This window comes from Pseudoalteromonas sp. MER144-MNA-CIBAN-0113, from assembly GCF_040308965.1.
Lineage (GTDB): Bacteria > Pseudomonadota > Gammaproteobacteria > Enterobacterales > Alteromonadaceae > Pseudoalteromonas > Pseudoalteromonas tetraodonis.
The window spans coordinates 1-22210 of sequence record NZ_JBEOOG010000018.1; the positions used below are offsets into that span (position 1 = coordinate 1).

A 22210-nucleotide genomic window follows, 5' to 3' on the forward strand; every position below is an offset into this window, starting at 1 on the left:
TGCAAACCGGGTTGCCAAATCGATGATTTACTGCCTTGGAATATCAAAAGCTAGGTGTGGATTGCCGGACGCTTACGCTATAAATACACCGCTAAGCAAAATAAATAATACCATGCTCATCAAACTGCTGAAAAATTAAGGTGCATATAATAGCGTTAAACTGGCTAAATTTAAAGCAACGCATGCTGCTAATCAGCAATAATGCTTAATCAATTTGAGGGGCAAATCAGACACAAAAAAGCCGAGCAACTTAAATACTCGGCTAATCAATATAGATTTATAGCGGCTTACTTGTCAGCACGGCCCATAAACTTATGCTCTGCAGTATTAATACGGATGCGATCGCCCGTAGAAATATGCTCTGGCACTTGAATAATTAAGCCGGTTGATAAACGAGCAGGCTTTGAACGCGCGCTGGCTGAAGCCCCCTTAATTGAAGGGTCGGTTTCCTCAACTACAAGCTCAACACTTGAAGGAAGATCAAGCCCAACTGGCGCACCATCAATCACAATAACGTGCACGCCTTGGGTCTCTTCGTTAACAAACTGAATCTCTTCAGCTATGGCCTCTTTAGCCAAGTTGTAAGGCGTATAATCTTCGTTATCCATAAAGACATACTCATCACCATCAATGTACGACAGCATGGCTTCACGACGGGTTAAATCTGCAAGGTTAAGCATATCGCTGTCTTTAAATGTTTCGTCAACTTTGCTACCCGTGACCACATCGTATAAACGCATACGGTATAAACTACCACCGGCACGACCTTGTGGTACAGAACGTACGATATCTTTTACTACTAATACACGGCCATTAAAGTCAATAGCCGTCCCTTTTTTAACATCACTTGCCTTTGGCATGGGTGAATTCCTATTGTTTTTTTGAATGCGAGAAACATACCACGAAACTGATTTTGTTCAACAATAAAGTGATATGATTAGCTTCTTACTTCGTACTGACTCATAAATCTGTAATTTAGACTTAAACTCGTGTTATCTAGTGGCAAAAAGCTGCTATGGTTAAGTTATCGATTATGACCTCAAGGAATGGCTCATGAACCAACAAACTGTACATACCTATTTAATGAACAAGCCGTTAGTTAAACTAACCCAGCCTTTTGCTAAAGATGTTGATGTGTATAAAGTAAATCATAAAATGTTTGCCACTCTTGCACTTAGCAATGAGGGTGAAACTGACGAAAATGGCGAACCTATTTGGTGGCTAAACTTAAAGTGCGATCCTGATGAGGCGCAATCATTACGGGATATTTTCCCTGCCGTTATTCCTGGTTATCATATGAATAAACGCTTATGGAATACTGTGATTTTGGATGGGACTGTGCCACAGGGTGAAATTGAGCGTATGATTGATAATTCGTTTAATTTGGTGGTCGACAACATGCCTGACAAGGATAAAAAGGCCATTGAAGCGTTACTGTAAATAAGCGTCCATATCGCAACTTTTTACCAATTCGCTTAATTAAGTATTATTGTTGATTATCGAACACAAAAAAGCCGCATAATTTGCGGCTTTTTTACGTTAACTTAAAACATTAATCTTTCTGTTCAGTCATCTCATTTGGAGTGTCAGTTGATTTATCATCACCTTGCGCTAACTCCACTTCAGCTTTATTAGCGGCTGTTGTGTAAAACTTATCGCCCTTGTCAGCCATTGTAAGTAAAGTATCACAAGGTGTAAAAATAGCGTTGCTGTTAGCCAGAGTAGACATATCAGAGCTTATTTTACCTGCGCCTAATTTATCCATATAGCTAAACGGGCCACCTAAGAACGGTGGGAAACCAATACCAAAAATAGCACCAATATCACCATCACGCGGGCTGGCAATAATACCGTCATCTAAACAGCGAACGGCCTCATTAAGCATTTGTGAGATACAACGCTTAGCAATTTCGTTTTTATTTAAACGTGGAGCTGGGGTTACACCTAGTAGCTCATAGACTGACTCATCAACCTTTTTGCCTTTCTTGTCGTATTCATAAAAACCACGACCCGTTTTACGGCCTAAGCGTTTTGAATCAATCATGCGCGAGAAAGCATCTGGGCCTTTAAAACGCTCACCGAGTTCTTTTTCAAGAATTGGCGCGATTTTAGAACCAATATCAATACCGACTTCATCAAGCAGTGCCAACGGCCCTACTGGAAAACCAAACTCAACTAAGGCTGCGTCAATTTTTTCAATTGGCTCACCGGCAAGCATTAAGTTTGCCGCTTCATTGAGGTATGGCGCTAAAATACGGTTAACATAAAAACCAGCCATATCTTTTACCACAATTGGCGTTTTACCTTGCTTACGCGCAAAGTTAACTACACGAGCAATCGTTTCTTTTGAGGTGCCTTCGTGAGGAATAATTTCTACCAGTGGCATTTTCTCTACTGGTGAGAAATAATGTAAACCAATTACATTTTCAGGACGCGCTGCTTTAGCTGCAATTTGCGAAATAGGTAATGACGAAGTATTACTGGCAAAAATTGTGTTTGCTTGGCAATGCTGCTCTACATCAGCAACCATACCTTGCTTCAGTTCTAAGTCTTCAAATACGGCTTCTATCACTAAATCTATGTGTTTAAAACCGCTGTAATCGGTAGTGCCGGTTATACGGTTCATCGTTAACTGCATATCGGCTTTAGACATAATACGGCGTTTAAGACGCTTATCTAAAATTTTGTAAGTGTAGTTCATGGCATTACTTATGCCCTGCTCTGCCACATCTTTAATTCGCACCGGCAATTTAGCTTTGACCGCACTCACATGGGCAATACCTGCGCCCATTAAGCCACCACCTAACACGGCAGTTTTACTAATCGCGGGAGCATCATCATTGCGCCATTCTTTTTTCATTTCAGTGGTTGCAAAGAAAATACCGCGCAGCGCTTTAGACTCATCACTCATTACCAATGTGGCAAAACCTTCTGCTTCGGTTTTATACGCTTTCATTTCATCAAGCTCTACGCTTGCACGTACCGCTTTAATAATTGCAAGCGGCGCAGGGTAATGACCACAGGTTTTTTTAAGAACGTTTTCTTTAGCTTTTTTAAAGATAAAGTTACGACCAAATGGGTTTGACTCTAATAGCTGACTGATCTTATCAAGTTTAGGCTCTTTAGCTTGTGGCTTTTTCTTTGCCGCAAACTCTTTGGCCACTTTTAGCAGTACGCTTTGTGGTACACAATCATCCAATACACCGGCTTTTTTAGCTTGTTTAGGACGAATTTGTTTTCCGGTTAGCATCCACTCAAGGGCTTTTTGAATGCCCACGATTTTAGTTAAGCGCTGTGTACCACCACCGCCAGGTAATAAACCTAGTTGTACTTCTGGTAAACCAATTTTAGTTAAATCGCTATCGGTACCTACGCGGTAATCACAGGCTAAAGCAAATTCTAAACCGCCACCAAGCGCTGCGCCATGTATAGCACTAACTGTGGTGTACGGAAGCTTTTTCATATCAAAAAATGCTTGATGGCATAATTCGCTAATAGCTAATGCATCTTCACGCTTTTGCACGCTGTCTAGCATTTTAACATCGGCACCAGCAATAAAGTTATCGCTTTTACCACTAATAAATACCATACCTTTAACTGCGTGCTCTTTAGCTTGTGCTAATAATGCTTTTAAATCATCAGCAAAGCTATCTCGCAGGGTATTCATTTTCTCACCCGGCACATCAATGGTCACTACGGCTATTTTGTTATCATCAACCGTTAAATTAAATACTGAATCTGTCATTACGCACTCTCCAATACAAAGGCTGCACCTAAACCACCCGCAGCACAGGCAGTCGTTAACGCTAAACCACCGCCACGACGCTTAAGCTCGTATAAACTTTGTGTAATTAAACGCGCGCCGGTTGCCGCAAATGGATGACCATATGCAAGCGAGCCGCCGTTCACGTTAAACTTATCCATGTTAATTTCACCTATGGCTTTATTACGCCCTAAGTGCTCTTGTGCAAATTTATCTGAAGCAAACATTTTCATATTCGCTAAGGTTTGCGATGCAAACGCTTCGTGCATTTCAATTAGATCTAAATCGGCTAACGTAATACCTGCTCTATCAAGTGCGATAGGCGTTGAGTGAGCCGGCCCCATTAGCATGTCTTTTTCTACGCCAATCGCTGAAAACGCAAAACTGCGTACGTAGCCTAAAATTTCGTAACCCAATGCTTTTGCTTTGCTTTCGCTCATCATTAACACTGCGGCTGCGCCATCGGTTAATGGGGTTGCATTGGCTGCAGTGACTGAGCCGTGTTGACGGTCAAATACCGGCTTAAGCTTGGCATAACCTTCAACCGTTGAGTTTTTACGAATATTGTTATCTTCTTCAATAAAGCTTTTATAAGGCGGTAAATGAGCCGTCATTACTTCATCTTTAAGCTTGCCATCAGCCCAGGCTTGAGTTGCCAGTGAGTGAGAACGATGCGCTAAGGCATCTTGATCTTCACGGCTAATGTTATGGGTTTTAGCCATTTGCTCGGCTGTTTGTCCCATTGATAAACCCGTTGAGTACTCAGCAACCGCTGGCGGCACTGGCAATAAATCTTTTAAACGTAGTTTTGAGAATATTTTTAAACGCTGACCAAGCGTACGTGCTTTGTTTAAATCAACTAAGCTACCCGCTAATTTTTTACTTACACCAATTGGCAATACAGATGATGAATCGGCACCACCGGCAATACCTACGCTTACAGAGCCTGCCATAATTGATTCGGCAACGTTTGCTATCGCTTGAAAACTCGTCGCACAAGCACGCGATACAGAGTACGCATCAACCGATACTGGCATCCCAGTACCCAATACAATTTCACGCGCAATATTTGGCGCTTCTGGCATTTGCACTACTTGACCAAAAACCAATTGATCGATTTCTGACTTGTCGAAATTTAATCGCTCAAGCATTTCATTAACTACTAGCTTACCCATATCCAATGCTGGTACATGGTGGAACGCAGTCGCTTGCTTAGCAAAAGGAGTACGTAAGCCGCTTACGATGGCAATACGGTCGCCTTTTGGTGTTTTAAGTATGTTTTGCTCAGACATTTATTATTCTCTCCCGCTGACAGGTCAGACCTGTATGTTTTCTCCGATTCTAAACAACCCGTGTGATAAAGCCAATAGATAAAGGTAAATTAATACAAAAGCGCCATTGTAAATCACTACATACATTGTATGAGGGTAATACAATAGGCTTTTTTAGCTGGTTTTACAAAGTTTTATGTTAGGCTAAAAAATCGTTAAAAAATAACGAACTATTTTTAAAAAATCAGTCTAACTCTTGAGTTATCCACTTATAAACCTTATAACTAGCTCAGTATTTGTTACCTAACCAATTTAGGTATTATTTAAGCTGACGAGGACAGTCTACTTATTATGGCAGCTAACGCATTTTCACAATTAAAAACGTATTTAGACACCCAAATTATTGGCCAGCCTGCGCTCACTCAAGCACTATTAATTGCTATTTTAGCCGATGGTCATTTATTAGTTGAAGGCCCACCAGGGCTTGCAAAAACACGCGCTGTTAATGCCTTAGCAAAAGGTATTGAAGGCTCGTTTCAGCGTGTTCAGTTTACCCCAGATTTATTACCAGCCGATGTGACCGGCACCGATATTTATCGCCAACAAACCAGTGAGTTTGTGTTTGAAAAAGGCCCTTTATTTCATAACCTTATTTTAGCGGACGAAATAAACCGAGCACCAGCAAAAGTACAATCGGCTCTACTAGAAGCAATGGCCGAGCGCCAAGTCACGGTGGGCAAAAACACCTATCCACTCAGTGACCTGTTTTTAGTGATGGCAACACAAAATCCGCTTGAGCAAGAAGGTACTTACCCGCTACCAGAAGCGCAATTAGACCGTTTTTTAATGCACCTAAGTATTAATTACCCAGGTGCTGAGCATGAGCTTGATATTTTACGTTTGACCCGTGGTGAAGCACTTAAAGATGAAGCCCCAGTGCTTGAGCAAATTTCACAACCCGATTTGTTTGCTGCGCGAAAAGCAATTTTAGGTCTGTATTTGGCCGAGCCATTAGAGCAGTACCTAGTGCAACTGATCATAGCCACTCGAGAAGGCGCAAACTTAGATGAGCAACTTGGCCGCTGGATTGAATACGGCGCCAGCCCACGTGCCACGATTGCTTTGGATAAGTGTGCCCGCGCTCATGCGTGGCTAAGTGGCCGTGATTTTGTATCGCCTGACGATATACAAGCTGTTGTGCATAATGTATTACGCCATCGTATTATTCTAAGTTACGAAGCACAGGCCGATGGTATTACTAAAGATCAGGTCATTAGCCGTATTGTTGAACTAGTTGCTGTACCTTAAGTTATGCAAACACACGTTGATTCTCAGGCATGGCTTAAATTAAGCCATAGCCACGGTGTTAATTTATCGCTTAAAGAGCTGATGTATTATAAAGCAAAAGCGCAACTGCTTGAGCTGGCACCTAAAGTTAGAATAAAAAACACCTTAGCAGGGCAATACCTTGCGCCCCACAAAGGCCGAGGTATGGAATTTGCCGAAGTGCGTCACTATCAAAACGGTGACGATATACGCTCTATTGATTGGCGCGTTACCGCGCGCACAGGCGAAACCCACACTAAACTTTTTCAAGAGGAAAAAGAGCGCCCGGTATTTGTGTTTACTGACTTTTCAAACTCAATGCTATTTGGCTCGCAATTACTGTTAAAATCGGTGCAAGCAGCACATATTAGCGCCTTAGTTGCGTGGTCAGCGTGTCAGCGTGGCGACAGAATTGGCGGTATTGTGTTTAATCAGCACTCGCATTTAGAGCTAAAACCCAGCGCTCGTGAAAAAGCGGTATTAAAACTATGCCATAATTTATGCGATGCGCATCAGTTAGCTCTTGAGAACATTGATAAGCCGGCCGCGAATAATTTTAGCGATAACCTCAAACGTTTAAATCACTTAGCTAAGCCCGGTAGTTTGGTTTATATCGTGTCTGATTTTAACGCCTTGGATGACGCCAGCTTCAAGCAACTGGAACTTTTGGCGCGTCATTGCGAACTGATTGGGTGTCATATTAGCGACCCCTTTGAACATCAATTACCTGCTTTTAAACAAACGGTAACCGTCAGTGCTAATAATCAGCAATTTGCCCTGCCCTTAATGGACAAGAGCTTTAGACAACGATTTGCCAAAAATGCCGAGCACGCATTTAGCGCGCGCATTAATCGCTTAACAAAGTCTGGACTCACCCTATTATCATTTGATGCAGCCACTGCGCTGGAACTGCAATTAGTGAGAAAATAAATCATGCAAACCTCTCCACTTGATGGTCTACACGATATTATTGCTCCCACCCAAGTCGACTGGTGGCCACTCGCTCCTGCTTGGTGGGTTGTTATTGCAATTGCTGTGTGTTTATTGTGTAGCTTAATTGTCATTATTTATAAAAATTATCGCTTTAAAAAGCCAAAACGTGATGCCATTGCATTAGCTAATCAACAACAGTCAGCGCAGCAATTACATGTCATTTTAAAGCGTTTAGTGATCACCTATTACGATCCGCGTTTGGCCGCGCAGTCAACAACGCATTGGTGCAACACATTAAACCAACTTTCAGCGATTGGCTTTACAGAAGAAGAAATTTTAAGCCTATATAACGCTAATCAAACACAGGCAGCACTTAGTGATAAATTTCGCCAAGCTATTAAACAATTTAAACTAAAGGAGCCGCTGCATGTTTGAATTTAGCTGGCCATGGCTGTTTTTATTATTGCCGCTACCTTTAATATTGTTACTATTAAAACCCGCCGCCAATGATGCCAACACGCGTCTGCGCATTCCAAGTTTTGCATCACATAATTTAAGCAATCAAAGCATAGAGCCAAGTGCGCGTAAATTGAATATTATCGAGTGGTTGCTGTGGTTATTATTAGTGACCGCATCAGCAAATCCAACGTGGTTAGATGAGCCCATATCGCTACCCAACGAAGGCCGCGATATAATGCTCGCTGTGGATTTGTCAGGGTCAATGACCGAACAAGACATGGCTTACAATGGCCAATATGTTGACCGTTTAACCATGGTTAAAGCAGTGCTAAGTGACTTTATAGAGCAGCGCCAAGGCGACAGACTCGGCCTTATATTGTTTGGTGATACCGCTTTTTTACAAACCCCATTGACGCGTGATGTGAAAACCGTCAGTAAAATGCTCTCTGAGGCGCAAATTGGTTTAGTAGGACGCGCCACGGCGATTGGTGACGCTTTAGGTTTATCGGTAAAACGCTTTGCTAGTAAAAAAGAAAGTAACCGTATTGTGGTGTTGCTTACAGATGGACAAAACACCGCAGGAAATTTAAACCCAGAAGATGCGCTGCTACTTGCCCGTGAAGAAGGTATAAAAGTGTACACTATCGGAGTCGGTTCAGATAACCCGCGCGGCTTTAGTTTATTTAATATGGGCTCTGGGGGCAGTAACCTAGATGAGGGTTTATTGAAAAAAATTGCTGAGCAAACAGGCGGCCTGTATTTTAGAGCAAAAGATGTCGCTGGCCTGCAACAAATTTACGCTGAGCTTGATAAGCTTGAACCAATTAGTGCCGATGAGCAAACCTTTCGCCCACAAACAGCCTTGTTCTATTATCCGTTATTACTGGCCATTTTACTCATAAGTGCAATGGCATTGATAAAAACGGTGCGCGCAATGAAGGAGCCAAACTAATGGATTTTGAATTTATTCGTCCTGCTATTTTATGGCTGTTACTCCCTGCCTCAGGGTTATTTTTTATCGCCTTACTAAAACATAAAAAAACCCAGTCAGCGCCACTTATTGCGCCGCACTTGGCATCATTTGTAATGAGTGAATCAAACAATACAGCTCGCCAGCCGCTGTGGCTGGTTGCGTTATTTTGCAATTTAGCGATTATATTTAGTGCAGGGCCAAGCTTTGAAGAGAAACAAGTACCCGTGTTTCAAAGTAAAAGTGCCCGCGTTATTGTCATGGATATGTCCTACTCTATGTATAGCACCGACATTGCTCCCAATCGATTAATGCAATCACGTTTTAAAGCCCTCGATATGGTTGAGCTATTTAAAGAAGGCGATACCGCGTTAGTGGCTTACGCAGGCACTGCCTATACCATTTCACCACTGACCAACGACGCTAAGACTCTTGCCAACCTTATTCCTAGTTTAAGCCCTGAAATTATGCCAGATAAAGGCTCAAACGTACTCGCTGGCTTAGATATGGCACAAGAGCTACTAAGCCAAGCCGGCTACCTCGATGGCGATATTATTTTGATCACCGATGGTATTGAGCAACAACAGCAAAGCGATGTAAGCCGTTTTACCAACAGTAGCCAATATCGACTTAATATTTACGGCGTAGGCACCGCGCAAGGAGCTCCTATAAAGTTACCTGAAGGCGGGTTTTTAAAAGATAATTATGGTCAAATTGTGGTGCCAACCCTCAATGCATCTTTACTTGAAGGACTTGCAAAAAATAGCGGTGGTCAGTTTGCCGATTATCAGCCAAGCAATAGCGATATTGCCGTTTTTTCACCGCAAGCAAACAGTGAAGTATTAAAAAGTGAAAAACCAAATTTAGCCTTATGGCGAATTGACGCCGGTATTTATGGTTTGCTTATTTTACTGCCTTTAGCTTTGTATTTATTTAGACGTTCTGCATTAGTTAGCGCAGTACTGTTACTTAGCTTTTTACCTCAACAAAATGCGCATGCCGCAGAGCTGCCAACCCTGTTTAAAAATACGGATCAACGGGCATTAGAGGCATACAACAACAAAGAGTATCAACAAGCAGCTCAGGCTCGCTCAAGCGCTCTCAAAGGGGCTGCACTTTATCAGCAAGGGCAATTTGATGCTGCCTTGAATGAGTTTAGCCAAGATAAGTCAGCAACCGGTTATTATAACTATGGCAACGCCTTGGCTAAAGCAGGACAATTAGAGGCTGCCATTGACGCGTACAAACAAGCGCAAGTAAAGCAAGATAACTTTAGTGAAGCCGCTGAGAATCAAGCGCTTGTTGAGCAGTTACTGAATCAACAGCAAGATCAACAAAATCAGCAAGGTAATGATTCGCAAAATCAAGATGAGCAAAGTCAAGATGATGCAGATAAATCAAAACAAGATCAGCAAAAAAATGGCGAGAAAAATAACGCTGATAAAAGCGAAGAGGACAGCCAAAACAGTGAGCAACAGCAATCGGATCAGTCCTCGGAACAATCAAAAGATCAACAAGGCCAATCTGGTGAGCAATCAGACAAACAAAATGAGCCTGACATGCAAGCTCAGTCACAAAACCAACAAAATGAGAATAAAGACGAGAATACACCGCAGCAAGATGAGCCGCAAAATCAACCGAATGAAATGAGTGAGCAACCGCCCTCTGATGAGCAAAAACAGCAGGCACAGCAACAAGCCATGCAGGCACAAGCCGCTGAACTCACTAATGAAGAAAAAGAAAAAGTACAGCAACTAAATCAGTTATTAAGAAAAGTGCCCGACGATCCCGCTATTTTATTAAGAAACAAAATGCAATTAGAAGCCCAAAAAAGACAATATCAACGTCGTCCAACAGGAGTAGAAAAATCATGGTAATGCGATTATTTTGCTGTTTATTGCTATTAACTGCCATGCCATTAATGGCCGCCACCACTTTAGAGGCAAGCGTTGATAAAAACCCAGTATTAGCGGGTGAATTTTTTATGCTTAATATTAGCATTGATGATTCAATAAAAGGGCAACAACCCGACACCTCAGCATTATTAAAAGATTTTGTAGTCGGCCCTATGAGCTTAAGTAGCCGCACTAACATTATTAATGGCAGTATAAAAAAACAAACCTCTTGGTCTGTTAAACTAATGACCCGCAAGGCGGGTGAATACACCATTCCCAGTTTTAGTGTTGCAGGGCTAAACTCGCAACCAATTAGTTTATCGGTTAAAGAGCGCAGCAGCGACGCAGATAAAAATAACGATATATTTTTAAAAACCTCACTCTCAAACAACAGCTTATTTGTACAAGAGGCTGGCGTTTACACCATTAAGCTTTACTTAGCTAAAGAGCTTCTTGATGGCAGCTTAAGTGCGCCAAGTATGGAAGATGCCCAACTTACCCAACTAGGTAAACAAAGCGAAGAGTATGAACTGGTTAACGGTAAACGTTATTTAGTGATCACCCGTAATTATTTAATTCAGCCTCAAAAAAGTGGCGCCTACACTATTGCAGCTCCCGTTTTTCAAGGGCGTATTCAGCAAAACTATCGTCAATTGGAAGTGTCAGCGCTTGGCGATGAGCAGCAAATTGAGATTAAACCTATCCCTGAAAACTATCAAGGAGACTGGTTACCCAGTGAACTGGTGAGCTTAACCGAGCAATGGCAGCCAGAGGATAATACCGTTGAAGCCGGTACGCCGATAACACGTACAATTATGCTCACCGCGCTAGGGGTGACTAAAGAGCAGTTACCCGAAATTGATATGCCTACTATTAATGGTATTCGCAGCTACCCTGATGAAAAAGAAACCAATAATGCGGTACGTGATGGTCGAGTGGTATCACAGCAAAGCGCCTCATTTGCGCTATTGCCACAAACACCTGGCACTTACACATTGCCTGAAATTAGCTTGCCTTGGTATAACACCAAAATAAATCGAATTAGTTATGCGACCTTACCTGAGCGTACTATTACAGTAACACCCAGTACAACAGCGCCAGTGCAAACGCTTGATCCGCCAGCTGAAAACAACCTAAATAACACTATGGCAGAGTCAACGAAGCAAGCAGTTACAGTGCAACAGCAAACTGCCACACCACTGTGGCTAATTATTGTGGCCGCGCTTGGTTATGTTTTATGGATTGCGACGTTGATTTTTTACTTTAATAAACGCCCAGCTAAAGAAGTGCAACAAGCGGCTCAAACAACTAATAAAACAAATCAACAACCATCTTTAAAAGCCCTGCTGGTATTAGCTAAAAGCCATGACGAAAAAGCATTTTACGATGCGCTTAATCAGTATGCGCTAACCCTTACAGGTAAAAAGGTAGGGGCGCTATCCCATTTATGCGCTATGATAAACAACCCAGAGTTCACCGCGCAGGTAAACAATTTACAAGCACAGTTGTACAGTAAGCAAACGGCTAGCGCCAATTTAGACGCTATAGTTAGCATGTTAAAGGCACATCAATCGCAAACAGCTAAGCCATCATCACCTGCGTTAAAAGAGCTGTATTCTTGATCTCAATTGTATTTTGCTTTTTTGACCTATAATAATTTTTAACTAAAAAGTGCTTATGTTTGGAAATAAAAAATCGAATGATCGGGTCTTACTAAATATGGCTGAAAAACAACAACGCTACGAAGCCCTGGTTCACGTTTATCATAAGGAACTCTATCGCTTCGCTTACTGGTTATGTAACGATCCGAATATTGCAGATGACTTAGTGCAAGAAACCTTTTTACGTGCTTGGCGATCGCTTGACTCGTTACTCGATCAAAAAGCAGCTAAGCCATGGTTGCTAACAATTTTAAGACGCGAAAATGCGAGGCGCTTTGAGCGCAAGCAATTTGATTACAGTGATGTAGATAACGACACGCTAGTGGATCAAACCAGTCATTCTTTAGATGATGAAATGGAGCAAACCGTTATTCAACGGCAAATTTCATTGTTGGCCGATGAATACAAAGAGCCCCTACTATTACAAGTGGTTATGGGCTGCTCTGGGGATGAGATTGCAGGCATACTCAATTTAAACAAAAATACGGTTATGACACGTTTATTTCGAGCAAAAAATCAACTTAAAGAGGCACTAAGCCGTGATGATGAACAACTTAAAGGGGCATCAAAATAATGGATGAACTTGAGTTTCGTCGCCGCACGATTGCACAGCCAAACGAGCTAGACAAAGAACTACTGGAATTTGCAAACAGCAGTCCCGATAGACAACAATTTTTAAATGAAAACAAAACATTTGATAAGCAACTCAATGATGCGCTTGATATTCCTGTGCCTGACAACCTTGCTGAACGGATTATTTTAAACACCTCGTTAAAAGAAAAAGCCAGAAAAGATGAGCTTGAACAAAAAGACAACGTTATTGATTCACGCTCACGCTTTAAGTTTGACCGTGTATATTTGGCGTTCGCTGCTTCATTTGTGATTGCGGTAAGTGCGTTTATGTTTAGTACAGAGCAAAACTTGAATCATGCGGCTGGCGAGCATGCATTGGCGCATGTTTATCATGAACTTAACGCGTTAAATAAAACTCAACCGATCAGCTTACAAACAGTCAATGAAAAGCTGGCTTTACTTGGCGGTCAACTTAATGATTTACCTGGGAAAGTTACTTATGTTAACTTTTGCGATTTTCAAGGCGAGAAAGGCATCCATTTAGTGTTTGAATCGGACTTTGGCCCTATGACCGTGTTTATTGTCCCTAGTGATAACAAAGTCTTTGAAATTGGCTCGGGTGACTTTAGTGACTCTCGCTACGTAGGCCATATAAGCCGAGGAAAACAAGCTGATACTGTACTAATAGCAAGCCTAGGCTCACCGGTTGATATGTATAATGAACGTATTGCAGGCGCTATTCGCTGGCTGTAATACCAATTTGTATAAATATTTGAACAATTTAACGAATTAAACTCCCTTATATCTAAGCAAATTGATATAAGGAGATGGGTATTACAAACAATAAAAAAACCGCAACGAGTGTGCGGTTTTTTTTATTGCTAATAAGCTAAAACTTATTATTGGTTACTTACATACATCAGCAACAGCGTTAGCAAAGTAATCGATGTTTGCTTGACTAATTCCCGCTACGTTTACACGGCTAGAGCCCACAATATAAATACCGTAGTCTTTTTGTAGACGCTCGATTTGCTCTTTATTAATACCTAAGAAAGAGAACATACCGTGTTGGCGGTCTATAAATGAGAAATCTTGAGCAATGTCTTTGGCTGCAAGGCTGTCTTTAATTAAGCTACGTAAACCATTAATACGGTTACGCATTTCATCAAGTTCACTGTGCCATAACTGCGTTAACTCTGTGCTGCTTAAAATGGTGTTTACAATGTCTGCACCGTGCGCTGGCGGCATAGAATAAATGCTACGTACCACACTTAATAATACCGAGTTTGAAATATCAGCGGTTGCACTGTCTTTTGCAATAATTGAACACGCACCAATACGCTCACGGTATAAGCCAAAGTTTTTAGAACATGATGAACAAATGATCAACTCTTCAACCGCATTGGCTAAAATACGTAAACCATTCGCATCTTCTTCTAAAGAAGAACCAAAACCTTGGTATGCAATATCAATCAATGGCGTAAAGCCCACATCTTTTGCAAGTTCAGCAATGGTATTCCATTGTGTTTCGTTTAAATCCATACCACTTGGGTTGTGACAACATGCATGTAATAACACAACATCGCCCTTAGGCACCTGTGTTAATGTTTCAACCATTTCATCAAACAATAAATCTTTGTTTTCGTAGTCGTAGTATGGGTATTCTTTAACAGTTAGGCCTGCAGCTTCAAATAAGCTAATGTGGTTAGCCCACGTTGGGTTAGTAACCCATACAGTAGCGCCTGGGTTACAACGTACAATAAATTCTGCTGCAACACGAAGTGCGCCTGTACCACCAGGTGCTTGTGCTGTGCGTACGCGATTAGCTAATAATGCCGGGTGCTCACCAAGAAGAAGATTTTCCATTTGTTGACAGTAATCTAAGTTACCAGCAAGACCAATGTAAGATTTGCTCATTTCATTTTCTAAACGAAACGCTTCTGCTTTTTTTACTGACTTTAATACCGGGGTATTCCCCTGCTCGTCTTTATATACACCAACCCCTAAGTCAATCTTATTAGGGTTAGTATCTTGCTTATAGGCCGCCATAAGGCCAAGAATAGGGTCTGTTGGTAATGGTTTTAATACTGAGAACATTGACTATCTCTTCGTTATTTAGGGGTTAGCTGTTGCGCTAAGCTTAACATAAAAACTCACTCGATTGACCAGTGTTATTTACACTAAAAAGTGAGGAATTTTAATACAGCATGCAATTAATAATGCGAGTGTTGCATTATCAAAAAAATCCGTGTTAAAGGCTTCGCCATCGACAATGCCAATGCACTGCTTTTGCGCATTAAATAGTGGTAAACAGGCCTCTGCTTTTACCTTAGGGTCGCAGGTGTAATACTCACCACCCGCAACCAAATATTGCTCAACATTATTAATGACGCGTCCTTTACCACTGAGTGCCACTTGCACATTATTACTGCCGGTTGCAAATTCAGCAGTGAGCGGAAATAAAGGGCGACTCGGTGCACCAAAATAAGCGAGCTTTAATAACTGCTCGCCTTCAGGGGTGGCCGTATTTTGATAGATGCCATACCAATCTAACTGGGTGTTTTCGATTACATAGTCAACAATCAACTGAAGTTGCGCTAACTTTGCCGTTGTTTGCGTATTTTGGCTAACGTAATCGTTTAAATTAAACGGCTCATCTTGCAAGTAGCCGAATAAACTACATGCGCCACCTTCACCGAGTTCTGGAATTTGATACTGCCAACGCACGGCCGGTGCAGCATTGCTATTTAAGTACTGCTCAAGCTTTTCTAGCTCAGCATTAATTAACTGTTGCTCTACATTAAGCTGAGCTTGCTCTAAATAAGAATTTATCATTTGGCCATCCATACATCTATAATGCCGAAATAGTAGCATGGATATTTTTATAGCGCTAGCCAATTTAAAGCGCTTTTTAAAATCCTTAAGCACTTTTATTCATAAGCACTATTGCGGTACTTAAACAGAGGATGTTTATCTTTGCGGGATTAAAAGGTGTTCAGCTTAGGCGCAAAAATTACGCCTTTGCGTCACAAATTTGTTATTATTTAGCCCAATATTAGATTCAATCTTAGATAGGTTATTTATGAATGATAATCACTTAGTGTATTCAACAGCAACAGGGCGAATTGACCAGCCAAAGCCAGAAAAAGAACTGGATGTAAAACTATTTAAAGACGGGTCTATTCGCATAGAACGTCAAACCAAAGGTCGAAAAGGTAAAGGCGTAATGCTAGTTGTAGGATTAGATCCCCAACAGCACGATTTAAAAAAGTTAGCAAAAACAATAAAAAGTAAGATGGGCCAAGGTGGCGCAGTAAAAGAAGGAGTTATTGAAGTACAAGGTGATGATCGCGATAAGTTAAAGGCGATTTTAGAAGGATTAAAGTTTAAGGTAAAAATTGCGGGTGGTTAACCCGCAATTTTTGTTCTATTCAGGGACTTTTAACGCAGCTAATTGATCAAACAACACAGGGATATCGGCTTCGGCTACGGGCTTACTAAAGTAATAGCCTTGCACAATAAAACAATTATTGTTTAGTAAAAATTCAACTTGCTCTATTGTTTCAACCCCTTCAGCAACCACATCAAGCTTGAGCTTTTGTGCCATCGCAATAATCGCAGCGGTGATCTCCATATCATTATCATCTTCAGGGATATCTTTAACAAACGAGCGGTCAATTTTAAGAATATCAACAGGAAAACGTTTAAGATAACTCAACGAAGAATAGCCTGTACCAAAATCGTCAATGGAAATTGAAATACCCAGCTTTTTCAATTGATGTAACTGATCAATAGCCGCCTCAACATTACCCATTAGCATGCTCTCAGTCAGTTCAAGGTGCAGGCTTTTAGCATTAATTTGCGTCTCTATGATTATTTTTTTCAGCATAGGTACTAAGCTTGCGTCTTTAAACTGCCTTGCTGACAGGTTTATCGACATGTTGCTCGCTCTACCTTGTTGCTCTAGTCGTTTAGTGAACTCACACGCTTGTTGTAACACCCACTTACCAAGTTCCACAATTAAACCCGTTGCCTCAGCAATAGGAATAAATTTAGTAGGTGGAATGAATCCCTGCGTAGGATGGAACCAGCGAAGCAATGCTTCATATCCCACTACACTATTATCGCGACAATCAACTTGTGGCTGATAATGCAGTGTGAGTTGCTTTTCTTTAATTGCATGGCGCAACTCATTTTCAAGGAATAATCGCTCATTGGCGGCTGCATTTAGATCTTGGCTATAAAAGTGGAACGTATTACGCCCTTTCGCTTTTGCTTCATACATGGCTAAATCGGCATGTTTTAATAACTGATCTTCTTCTAAGCTATCAAATGGCGCCAAGGTAATACCAATACTGGCACTAACAATGACTTCGTTACTACCTAATTTTATTGGCTGATTTAACGTTTTTTGAATGGTGTCAGCGACTTCCGATGCTTCTTTTTGATGCTCAATACCACTGAGTAATACCGCAAACTCATCACCGCCTAAACGGGCTATAGTATCTTCTGCTCGTAAGCGCTGCTTTAAGCGCGTTGCCACTTCAACCAATAGTTGATCGCCTGCATCGTGACCTAAAGTATCGTTAATACGCTTAAATTCATCCAAATCAAAATAAAATAAAGCAAACGAGTAACGCCCTCTTTCAGCAAGCGCCATCGACTTTCTAAGCTGCATTCTAAAGAATGTACGATTAGCAAGCCCGGTTAATGTGTCGAAGTAAGCGAGCTGTTCCATTTTGCGTTGGCTTTCTTTTACAAATGAAATATCTTGCGCTGAAGCAACGTAACTGGTGATTTTTCCACCATCTTCACGAATAGGTGACACACTCAGCGATACCCATATGGGTGGCTTGTTTTGCGCTTCAATAAGGGTATCTCCTCGCCAGTAATTACGGTTGCGCAAATCAATGTCAATATCCTCTACCAGCATGGTCATTTCATTAGCAATAATAGTCAGAAGTGGCTGGCGCAGGAAATCACTTTCTGCAAAGTCGGTCATTTCCAGCATTTTTGGATTAACATATTCAATCACAAAGTTTTCATCAGTAATCACCACACCCGTGCCCGAGAAGGCAACCGCTTTAGACAAGCGATTTGCAGCCTTTTCTGCAATTTCTTTTTCTATTATGCGCTGGTTTAAGCCATCGATGAGTTTGCGGATTTCAATGGTCATATCTTTGAATGAACCATTAAGCGTGCCAATTTCATCTTTATTTTCTTTTGGAAAATCAATTTCTAACTGACCTTTACCAAAGTTAGTAACCGCATAAACCAGTGAATGTAGGCGTCTTAAAACTAGTTGATAAAGTGCTTGGTGTAATAACAAAGCAACTAAAATGGCATACAGAATAAACAAGCCAAAAAACTTCAGTTTTAAGTCTTTCAGTGCCGATAGTGTAGAAGAGCGCTTTTTATATACGCCCACGTACCAATTTACACCTTCAACTTTATGGATATTTATAATGTAGTCTTCACCATTTAATGAAAACGAGTCGGCATATTCCGGCAATTGTATTTGCCCTGCATTATCAATAACTCGCTTTAGCTCAGGAGAAATAAAATCGCCAGGTAGCAGCTTTTTACCCGCCTCTCCGTATTGTGCATAACTATCGGCTCCTAAATTAGGGTGCGCCAATAGCTGCCCTTGCTTATCGAACACCACTAAGTGTTTTTCTTTTCCGCCAACGGGCAATTGCGATATGAGAGAATCGAGAGAAATATCACTACCCGTAACTCCTAAAAACTCATCATTTTTATAAATAGGTACAATTAAACTAACGACCCACTTATTCCAAACGCCATCGTAATACACTCGTGACCACAGCGGCTCGCGTTGTGGGTTTGTTAACGATTTTGCGTAATTAAAACTTTTGCTTTGATTAAAGGTGTAATCTCCGGGGACATTAAGTGCCCAATTTGGTGGCGCAACACGGATAAAATTATCTTTGGTGATCAGGTAAAAATTATAAAAATCTTGAATTAACGTGGGGGAAATCACTTTCCAAAGCAATTCAGAATCTGCAATTAACTGTTTATAAAAAGGAGAATAAGCATTTTCGGGAATGAACGCCGCAGATAAGCCATCGGCAGATGCGCTGCGCACTGAACCATCATTGGTGACTTGCATAGTCGGGGCATTGTTATTCTTAAATGATAATTGCCCCTCAAATAACTGCTCGCTAACAACAATATTAGCTTGCTCAGCTATTTTAACTTTGGTCGCTATCAAATTATTAAACTGGTTTATTAATAATTCATTTGATTGCTTTAATACCTCATGCTCTTCAAATACAAGCTGTTTCTCTTCTGATTTGAGCATTAATGCAGCCGCACAAATACCTGCAACTAAACAAATGCCAGAGATCAACAGTGATAACTTGACACTGAGTGAGTTTATTCCAAATCGAGATGGAGGGCGTCGATACACAAAAGGCCAACCTTATTTATAATTATTATTTTTGCGAGTAGTAGAAATATACCAGATCTCAAATCAGAATTATAAATTATTTGTAAAGTTTTTAAAAAACAATATGTTTTGTATATATATCAGGTAAAAAACCTATTTAATATAAGTGCTTGTTGACATTAGAGGTTACTCTTCATACATTAAGGGCATGAATATAAAATACTCACTTACTTTCTTATCTTTTTTTAGCTTCTTTATATAGAAGAGGCTTCCCTGTTTGTGAGATAAAATCAATCGAATAGTAAAGCCTCCCAACTGGGAGGCTTTTTTGTTTACGCTGTTAAATACAGTGACATTTTTGGAATGAGGAAAACCAAATGAGCAATGATGTTTTAGACACGCTTAGGCACGATATAAATGAAATCGATTCTGACCTACTTGTGTTATTAGCGAAGCGACGCCGTATTAGCCATGGTGTTGTTGAATATAAGATAGCGAATAATAAACCAATTCGTGATGAAGCACGTGAATTAGCATTACTCGAAAAATTAATCGGTTATGGTAAATCTCTTGGTTTAGATGCCTACTATGTAAATAATGTTTTTCAAACCATATTAGAAGACTCAGTATTACATCAACAAGCTATGCTGCAAAAAAACCTCAACCCTGATGCGCTAAGTGAAACCCATCGGGTAACCTATTTAGGCGGACAAGGATCTTACAGTCAACTTGCGTGTCATAAGTACTTTAGTCGCCGACCAGGAAAATTAATTGAAATTGGCTGTAGTTCTTTTGATGAGATCACCGGTAAAGTAGAAAATGGCCAAGCCGACTTTGGCTTGTTACCGATTGAAAATACTAGCTCAGGCAGTATTAATGAAGTATTTGATTTACTCCAACACGCGCAAGTCTCTATTGTCGGCGAAGTCACTCACAGCGTAGAGCATTGTTTATTAGCCGCCCCAGACACAGAACTTAACCAATTAACCAAAGTGTTTGCTCACCCGCAACCGTTTGCTCAATGTAGCCGTTTTTTACAAGGGCTTGGCGATTTGCAGCATGAGACCTGCGATTCAACATCGAGTGCATTAAAATCAGCACTTGAAACACCTAACAGTGCGGCTATTGGCTCTGCACAAGCAGGTAAAAATGTAGGGCTTGAAGTCATTAAGGCCAATCTTGCTAATCAAAAAGAAAACCATAGTCGCTTCATTGTGGTTGCACGTAAACCGCTACATGTATCTAAACAAATCCCCACTAAAACCAGTTTAATTATGGCAACTAAGCAGCAAGCAGGCTCACTCGCCGATGCGCTGATGATTTTTAAACAGCATAATATAAATCTAGTAAAATTAGAGTCTCGTCCTGTACCAGGAAATCCATGGGAAGAAGTATTCTATGTGGATTTAGAAGCGAACCTTGCTGATAGCCAAGTGAAACATGCGTTAGAAGAGCTTAAAGAGCATACCCAGTACGTACGCGTATTAGGCTGTTATCAAAGCGAATCACTGCAAGCAGTGAGCGTACAAAGCTAGTCTAAAGCAACATTAAAAAAGGGCCTGCGGGCCCTTTTTTAGTTTTAATTAATCTGTCACGTTTAATCGAGTACTTTGGCGTCGTTCGCTTTATTTAATAAACTGCGACTTTGTGTCAAAAAGTGCGCTGTGGAGTCAGAAAAGTAGGCTTTTGCATCAGCAAAGGCATCGATTAAGGCTGGCTTATCCCCTGCTTTTAACTTTTTAAGCGTCTCTGAGAACAAACACTGATACTGCGCTAATAAGCTTTCTACATTATCAAATTGCGCCAGCATAATATCAGTATACAACTCTGGCGATTGCGCAAAGAGACGACCGACCATCATCAGCTCTAACTGATAAATAGGTGATGAGCAACTACGCAGCTCTGCCAGTGTATGTCCTTGTTTTGCTAAAAACTGACCGTACACAAAGGTGGTTAAATGGCGCATAACCTGAATGATTTGCATCGCTTCATCGTGTTTTTTAGCATCAAGTTCTACTAACTGACAGCCCCAAATTTGTAGCTGCTTTAATAAACCTTGTGCCATTTCAGGATTACGCCCTTCACATACCACCACGGTTTGTTTCACCCAATGAGAAATATCAGGACCAAACATGGGGTGTAAGCCAACAACAGCGCCATTGTGAACTTTTTTGAGCACATTTAACGGCGCTTGTTTAACCGATGTAATATCAACCAGCAAACAATCATCATCGAGTTTAGGTAACGCGTTAACAACCGTTTCGAGGGCATTAATTGGCACACTGATCATCACCAGTTTTGCGCCTTTTAAAATCTCTGCTGCCTGTAATTGCTGGGCTTTATCTAAAACTTTAACTTCGTAACCCGAGCGCTGAAATTGTTTTGCAAATAGCTGCCCCATTGCCCCTTCACCACCAACAATGACAATCGGAGATAGTTGTGAGTCGGCACAAGCTAATTTGGCCTGTTGATTTTGATAAGCTTCACGCATCATGCGCCTGAGAATGTCTTCGACTAAATCAGGGTTTACACCTTGATTAATTGCCTCTTGGCGTCGTGCAGCTAATAAATCAGCTTCTCTATCGGGTGCATGTAGTGGCGCGCCAGTTTGTTGTTTTATTGCGCCAATTTGTTGAGTAATACCATTGCGCTTTGCAAGTAAGGCAACCAGTTGCGCATCGCATTCATCTATACCTTTTCTTAGCTGCGCTAAATCACTTATCTCTGCCACGTTCTCATTCCATCCAAAAAAAGCAAAATCGTAAATTAATAATTACAAAAAAGTAAACTAATCAATACGATAAATACTAACAGGATACGTTAGGGGTTAAAAGGCTAATTAGTGAAAAGATCAGTATGAGTCACTCAACTGCGACCAAGGTAGGATAATTAAATGAATAGAACACAGCTTGCGTAAAGTGAATTAAAAAGCATATAAAAATGTAAGTCT

General features: G+C 41.0%; 18 protein-coding genes and 1 other annotated feature. Of the genes, 11 read left to right on the forward strand and 7 right to left on the reverse strand.

Annotated features, from left to right (window positions below; genetic code table 11):
- Positions 1-287: 287 nt before the first annotated feature.
- Positions 288-860 carry an elongation factor P-like protein EfpL gene (gene efpL / locus AAEY57_RS06780; protein WP_028835370.1) on the reverse strand — a complete coding sequence of 191 codons (573 nt, stop codon included), beginning with the start codon at positions 858-860 and terminating at the stop codon, positions 288-290.
- Positions 861-1053: 193 nt separating this feature from the next.
- On the opposite strand from efpL, the gene AAEY57_RS06785 reads away from it, so the two are divergent.
- Positions 1054-1440, forward strand: coding sequence for an MmcQ/YjbR family DNA-binding protein (locus tag AAEY57_RS06785; protein ID WP_028835371.1), 387 nt, complete (start codon positions 1054-1056; stop codon positions 1438-1440).
- A 112-nt stretch (positions 1441-1552) separates the two neighbouring features.
- Here the strand turns inward: AAEY57_RS06785 and fadJ are convergent, their stop codons facing one another.
- Positions 1553-3745 (reverse strand): fatty acid oxidation complex subunit alpha FadJ, encoded by a 2193-nt coding sequence (gene fadJ / locus AAEY57_RS06790; RefSeq protein WP_036956868.1) that lies wholly within the window; start codon positions 3743-3745, stop codon positions 1553-1555.
- Positions 3745-5055 carry an acetyl-CoA C-acyltransferase FadI gene (gene fadI / locus AAEY57_RS06795; protein ID WP_013464510.1) on the reverse strand — a complete coding sequence of 437 codons (1311 nt, stop codon included), beginning with the start codon at positions 5053-5055 and terminating at the stop codon, positions 3745-3747. Before fadI ends, fadJ begins: the two co-directional genes overlap by 1 nt.
- A gap of 330 nt (positions 5056-5385) precedes the next feature.
- Here fadI and AAEY57_RS06800 point away from each other — a divergent pair, with 330 nt between their 5' ends.
- Genes AAEY57_RS06800 through AAEY57_RS06835 form a run of 8 tightly spaced genes read left to right on the forward strand, consistent with a single transcriptional unit; the run spans position 5386 to position 13604 of the window.
- Complete coding sequence (locus AAEY57_RS06800; RefSeq protein ID WP_036956867.1) at positions 5386-6342, forward strand: AAA family ATPase; 957 nt, start codon at positions 5386-5388, stop codon at positions 6340-6342.
- Positions 6343-6345: 3 nt separating this feature from the next.
- The gene (locus AAEY57_RS06805) at positions 6346-7290 is read left to right on the forward strand and encodes a DUF58 domain-containing protein (protein WP_024602812.1); all 945 of its coding nucleotides are present in this window, start codon (positions 6346-6348) and stop codon (positions 7288-7290) included.
- A 3-nt stretch (positions 7291-7293) separates the two neighbouring features.
- Complete coding sequence (locus tag AAEY57_RS06810) at positions 7294-7728, forward strand: DUF4381 domain-containing protein (RefSeq protein ID WP_013464506.1); 435 nt, start codon at positions 7294-7296, stop codon at positions 7726-7728.
- The gene (locus AAEY57_RS06815) at positions 7721-8704 is read left to right on the forward strand and encodes a vWA domain-containing protein (protein WP_028835374.1); all 984 of its coding nucleotides are present in this window, start codon (positions 7721-7723) and stop codon (positions 8702-8704) included. The genes AAEY57_RS06810 and AAEY57_RS06815 overlap by 8 nt, the downstream gene beginning before the upstream one ends.
- Complete coding sequence (locus AAEY57_RS06820; RefSeq protein ID WP_350607071.1) at positions 8704-10599, forward strand: vWA domain-containing protein; 1896 nt, start codon at positions 8704-8706, stop codon at positions 10597-10599. Before AAEY57_RS06815 ends, AAEY57_RS06820 begins: the two co-directional genes overlap by 1 nt.
- Complete coding sequence (locus tag AAEY57_RS06825) at positions 10593-12239, forward strand: BatD family protein (RefSeq protein ID WP_036956864.1); 1647 nt, start codon at positions 10593-10595, stop codon at positions 12237-12239. The genes AAEY57_RS06820 and AAEY57_RS06825 overlap by 7 nt, the downstream gene beginning before the upstream one ends.
- Positions 12240-12294: 55 nt before the next feature.
- A complete protein-coding gene (locus AAEY57_RS06830; RefSeq protein WP_036956862.1) occupies positions 12295-12852 on the forward strand; it encodes a sigma-70 family RNA polymerase sigma factor in 558 nt (185 codons plus the stop codon).
- A complete protein-coding gene (locus AAEY57_RS06835; protein ID WP_028835377.1) occupies positions 12852-13604 on the forward strand; it encodes a DUF3379 family protein in 753 nt (250 codons plus the stop codon). The genes AAEY57_RS06830 and AAEY57_RS06835 overlap by 1 nt, the downstream gene beginning before the upstream one ends.
- 153 nt (positions 13605-13757) lie before the next feature.
- Here the strand turns inward: AAEY57_RS06835 and AAEY57_RS06840 are convergent, their stop codons facing one another.
- Positions 13758-14948 (reverse strand): amino acid aminotransferase, encoded by a 1191-nt coding sequence (locus AAEY57_RS06840; protein ID WP_008464755.1) that lies wholly within the window; start codon positions 14946-14948, stop codon positions 13758-13760.
- Positions 14949-15026: 78 nt separating this feature from the next.
- Positions 15027-15686: a GAF domain-containing protein gene (locus tag AAEY57_RS06845; protein ID WP_036956860.1), complete on the reverse strand. Its 660-nt coding sequence runs from the start codon at positions 15684-15686 to the stop codon at positions 15027-15029.
- Positions 15687-15933: 247 nt separating this feature from the next.
- Here AAEY57_RS06845 and AAEY57_RS06850 point away from each other — a divergent pair, with 247 nt between their 5' ends.
- Complete coding sequence (locus tag AAEY57_RS06850; RefSeq protein ID WP_036956858.1) at positions 15934-16263, forward strand: SUI1 family translation initiation factor; 330 nt, start codon at positions 15934-15936, stop codon at positions 16261-16263.
- Positions 16264-16278: 15 nt separating this feature from the next.
- Here AAEY57_RS06850 and AAEY57_RS06855 read toward each other — a convergent pair whose 3' ends face one another.
- On the reverse strand, positions 16279-19281 hold the full coding sequence (locus AAEY57_RS06855) for a bifunctional diguanylate cyclase/phosphodiesterase (protein WP_036956854.1): 3003 nt from the start codon (positions 19279-19281) through the stop codon (positions 16279-16281).
- Positions 19282-19470: 189 nt separating this feature from the next.
- Positions 19471-19593 (forward strand) — a sequence feature (Phe leader region).
- A gap of 44 nt (positions 19594-19637) precedes the next feature.
- Between AAEY57_RS06855 and AAEY57_RS06860 the strand changes: the two genes are divergently transcribed.
- Entirely contained in the window at positions 19638-20795 is a 1158-nt protein-coding gene (locus AAEY57_RS06860) for a chorismate mutase (RefSeq protein ID WP_013464497.1), read from the forward strand.
- 62 nt (positions 20796-20857) lie between these two features.
- On the opposite strand, the gene tyrA is transcribed toward AAEY57_RS06860, so the two are convergent.
- A complete protein-coding gene (tyrA, locus tag AAEY57_RS06865; RefSeq protein ID WP_036956852.1) occupies positions 20858-21991 on the reverse strand; it encodes a bifunctional chorismate mutase/prephenate dehydrogenase in 1134 nt (377 codons plus the stop codon).
- Positions 21992-22210 lie beyond the last annotated feature (219 nt).

Coding starts and splice junctions, on each gene's coding strand:
- efpL (WP_028835370.1), bottom strand. CDS start 860: ATGCCAAAGGCAAGTGATGTTAAAAAAGGGACGGCTATTGACTTTAAT.
- AAEY57_RS06785 (WP_028835371.1), top strand. CDS start 1,054: ATGAACCAACAAACTGTACATACCTATTTAATGAACAAGCCGTTAGTT.
- fadJ (WP_036956868.1), bottom strand. CDS start 3,745: ATGACAGATTCAGTATTTAATTTAACGGTTGATGATAACAAAATAGCC.
- fadI (WP_013464510.1), bottom strand. CDS start 5,055: ATGTCTGAGCAAAACATACTTAAAACACCAAAAGGCGACCGTATTGCC.
- AAEY57_RS06800 (WP_036956867.1), top strand. CDS start 5,386: ATGGCAGCTAACGCATTTTCACAATTAAAAACGTATTTAGACACCCAA.
- AAEY57_RS06805 (WP_024602812.1), top strand. CDS start 6,346: ATGCAAACACACGTTGATTCTCAGGCATGGCTTAAATTAAGCCATAGC.
- AAEY57_RS06810 (WP_013464506.1), top strand. CDS start 7,294: ATGCAAACCTCTCCACTTGATGGTCTACACGATATTATTGCTCCCACC.
- AAEY57_RS06815 (WP_028835374.1), top strand. CDS start 7,721: ATGTTTGAATTTAGCTGGCCATGGCTGTTTTTATTATTGCCGCTACCT.
- AAEY57_RS06820 (WP_350607071.1), top strand. CDS start 8,704: ATGGATTTTGAATTTATTCGTCCTGCTATTTTATGGCTGTTACTCCCT.
- AAEY57_RS06825 (WP_036956864.1), top strand. CDS start 10,593: ATGGTAATGCGATTATTTTGCTGTTTATTGCTATTAACTGCCATGCCA.
- AAEY57_RS06830 (WP_036956862.1), top strand. CDS start 12,295: ATGTTTGGAAATAAAAAATCGAATGATCGGGTCTTACTAAATATGGCT.
- AAEY57_RS06835 (WP_028835377.1), top strand. CDS start 12,852: ATGGATGAACTTGAGTTTCGTCGCCGCACGATTGCACAGCCAAACGAG.
- AAEY57_RS06840 (WP_008464755.1), bottom strand. CDS start 14,948: ATGTTCTCAGTATTAAAACCATTACCAACAGACCCTATTCTTGGCCTT.
- AAEY57_RS06845 (WP_036956860.1), bottom strand. CDS start 15,686: ATGATAAATTCTTATTTAGAGCAAGCTCAGCTTAATGTAGAGCAACAG.
- AAEY57_RS06850 (WP_036956858.1), top strand. CDS start 15,934: ATGAATGATAATCACTTAGTGTATTCAACAGCAACAGGGCGAATTGAC.
- AAEY57_RS06860 (WP_013464497.1), top strand. CDS start 19,638: ATGAGCAATGATGTTTTAGACACGCTTAGGCACGATATAAATGAAATC.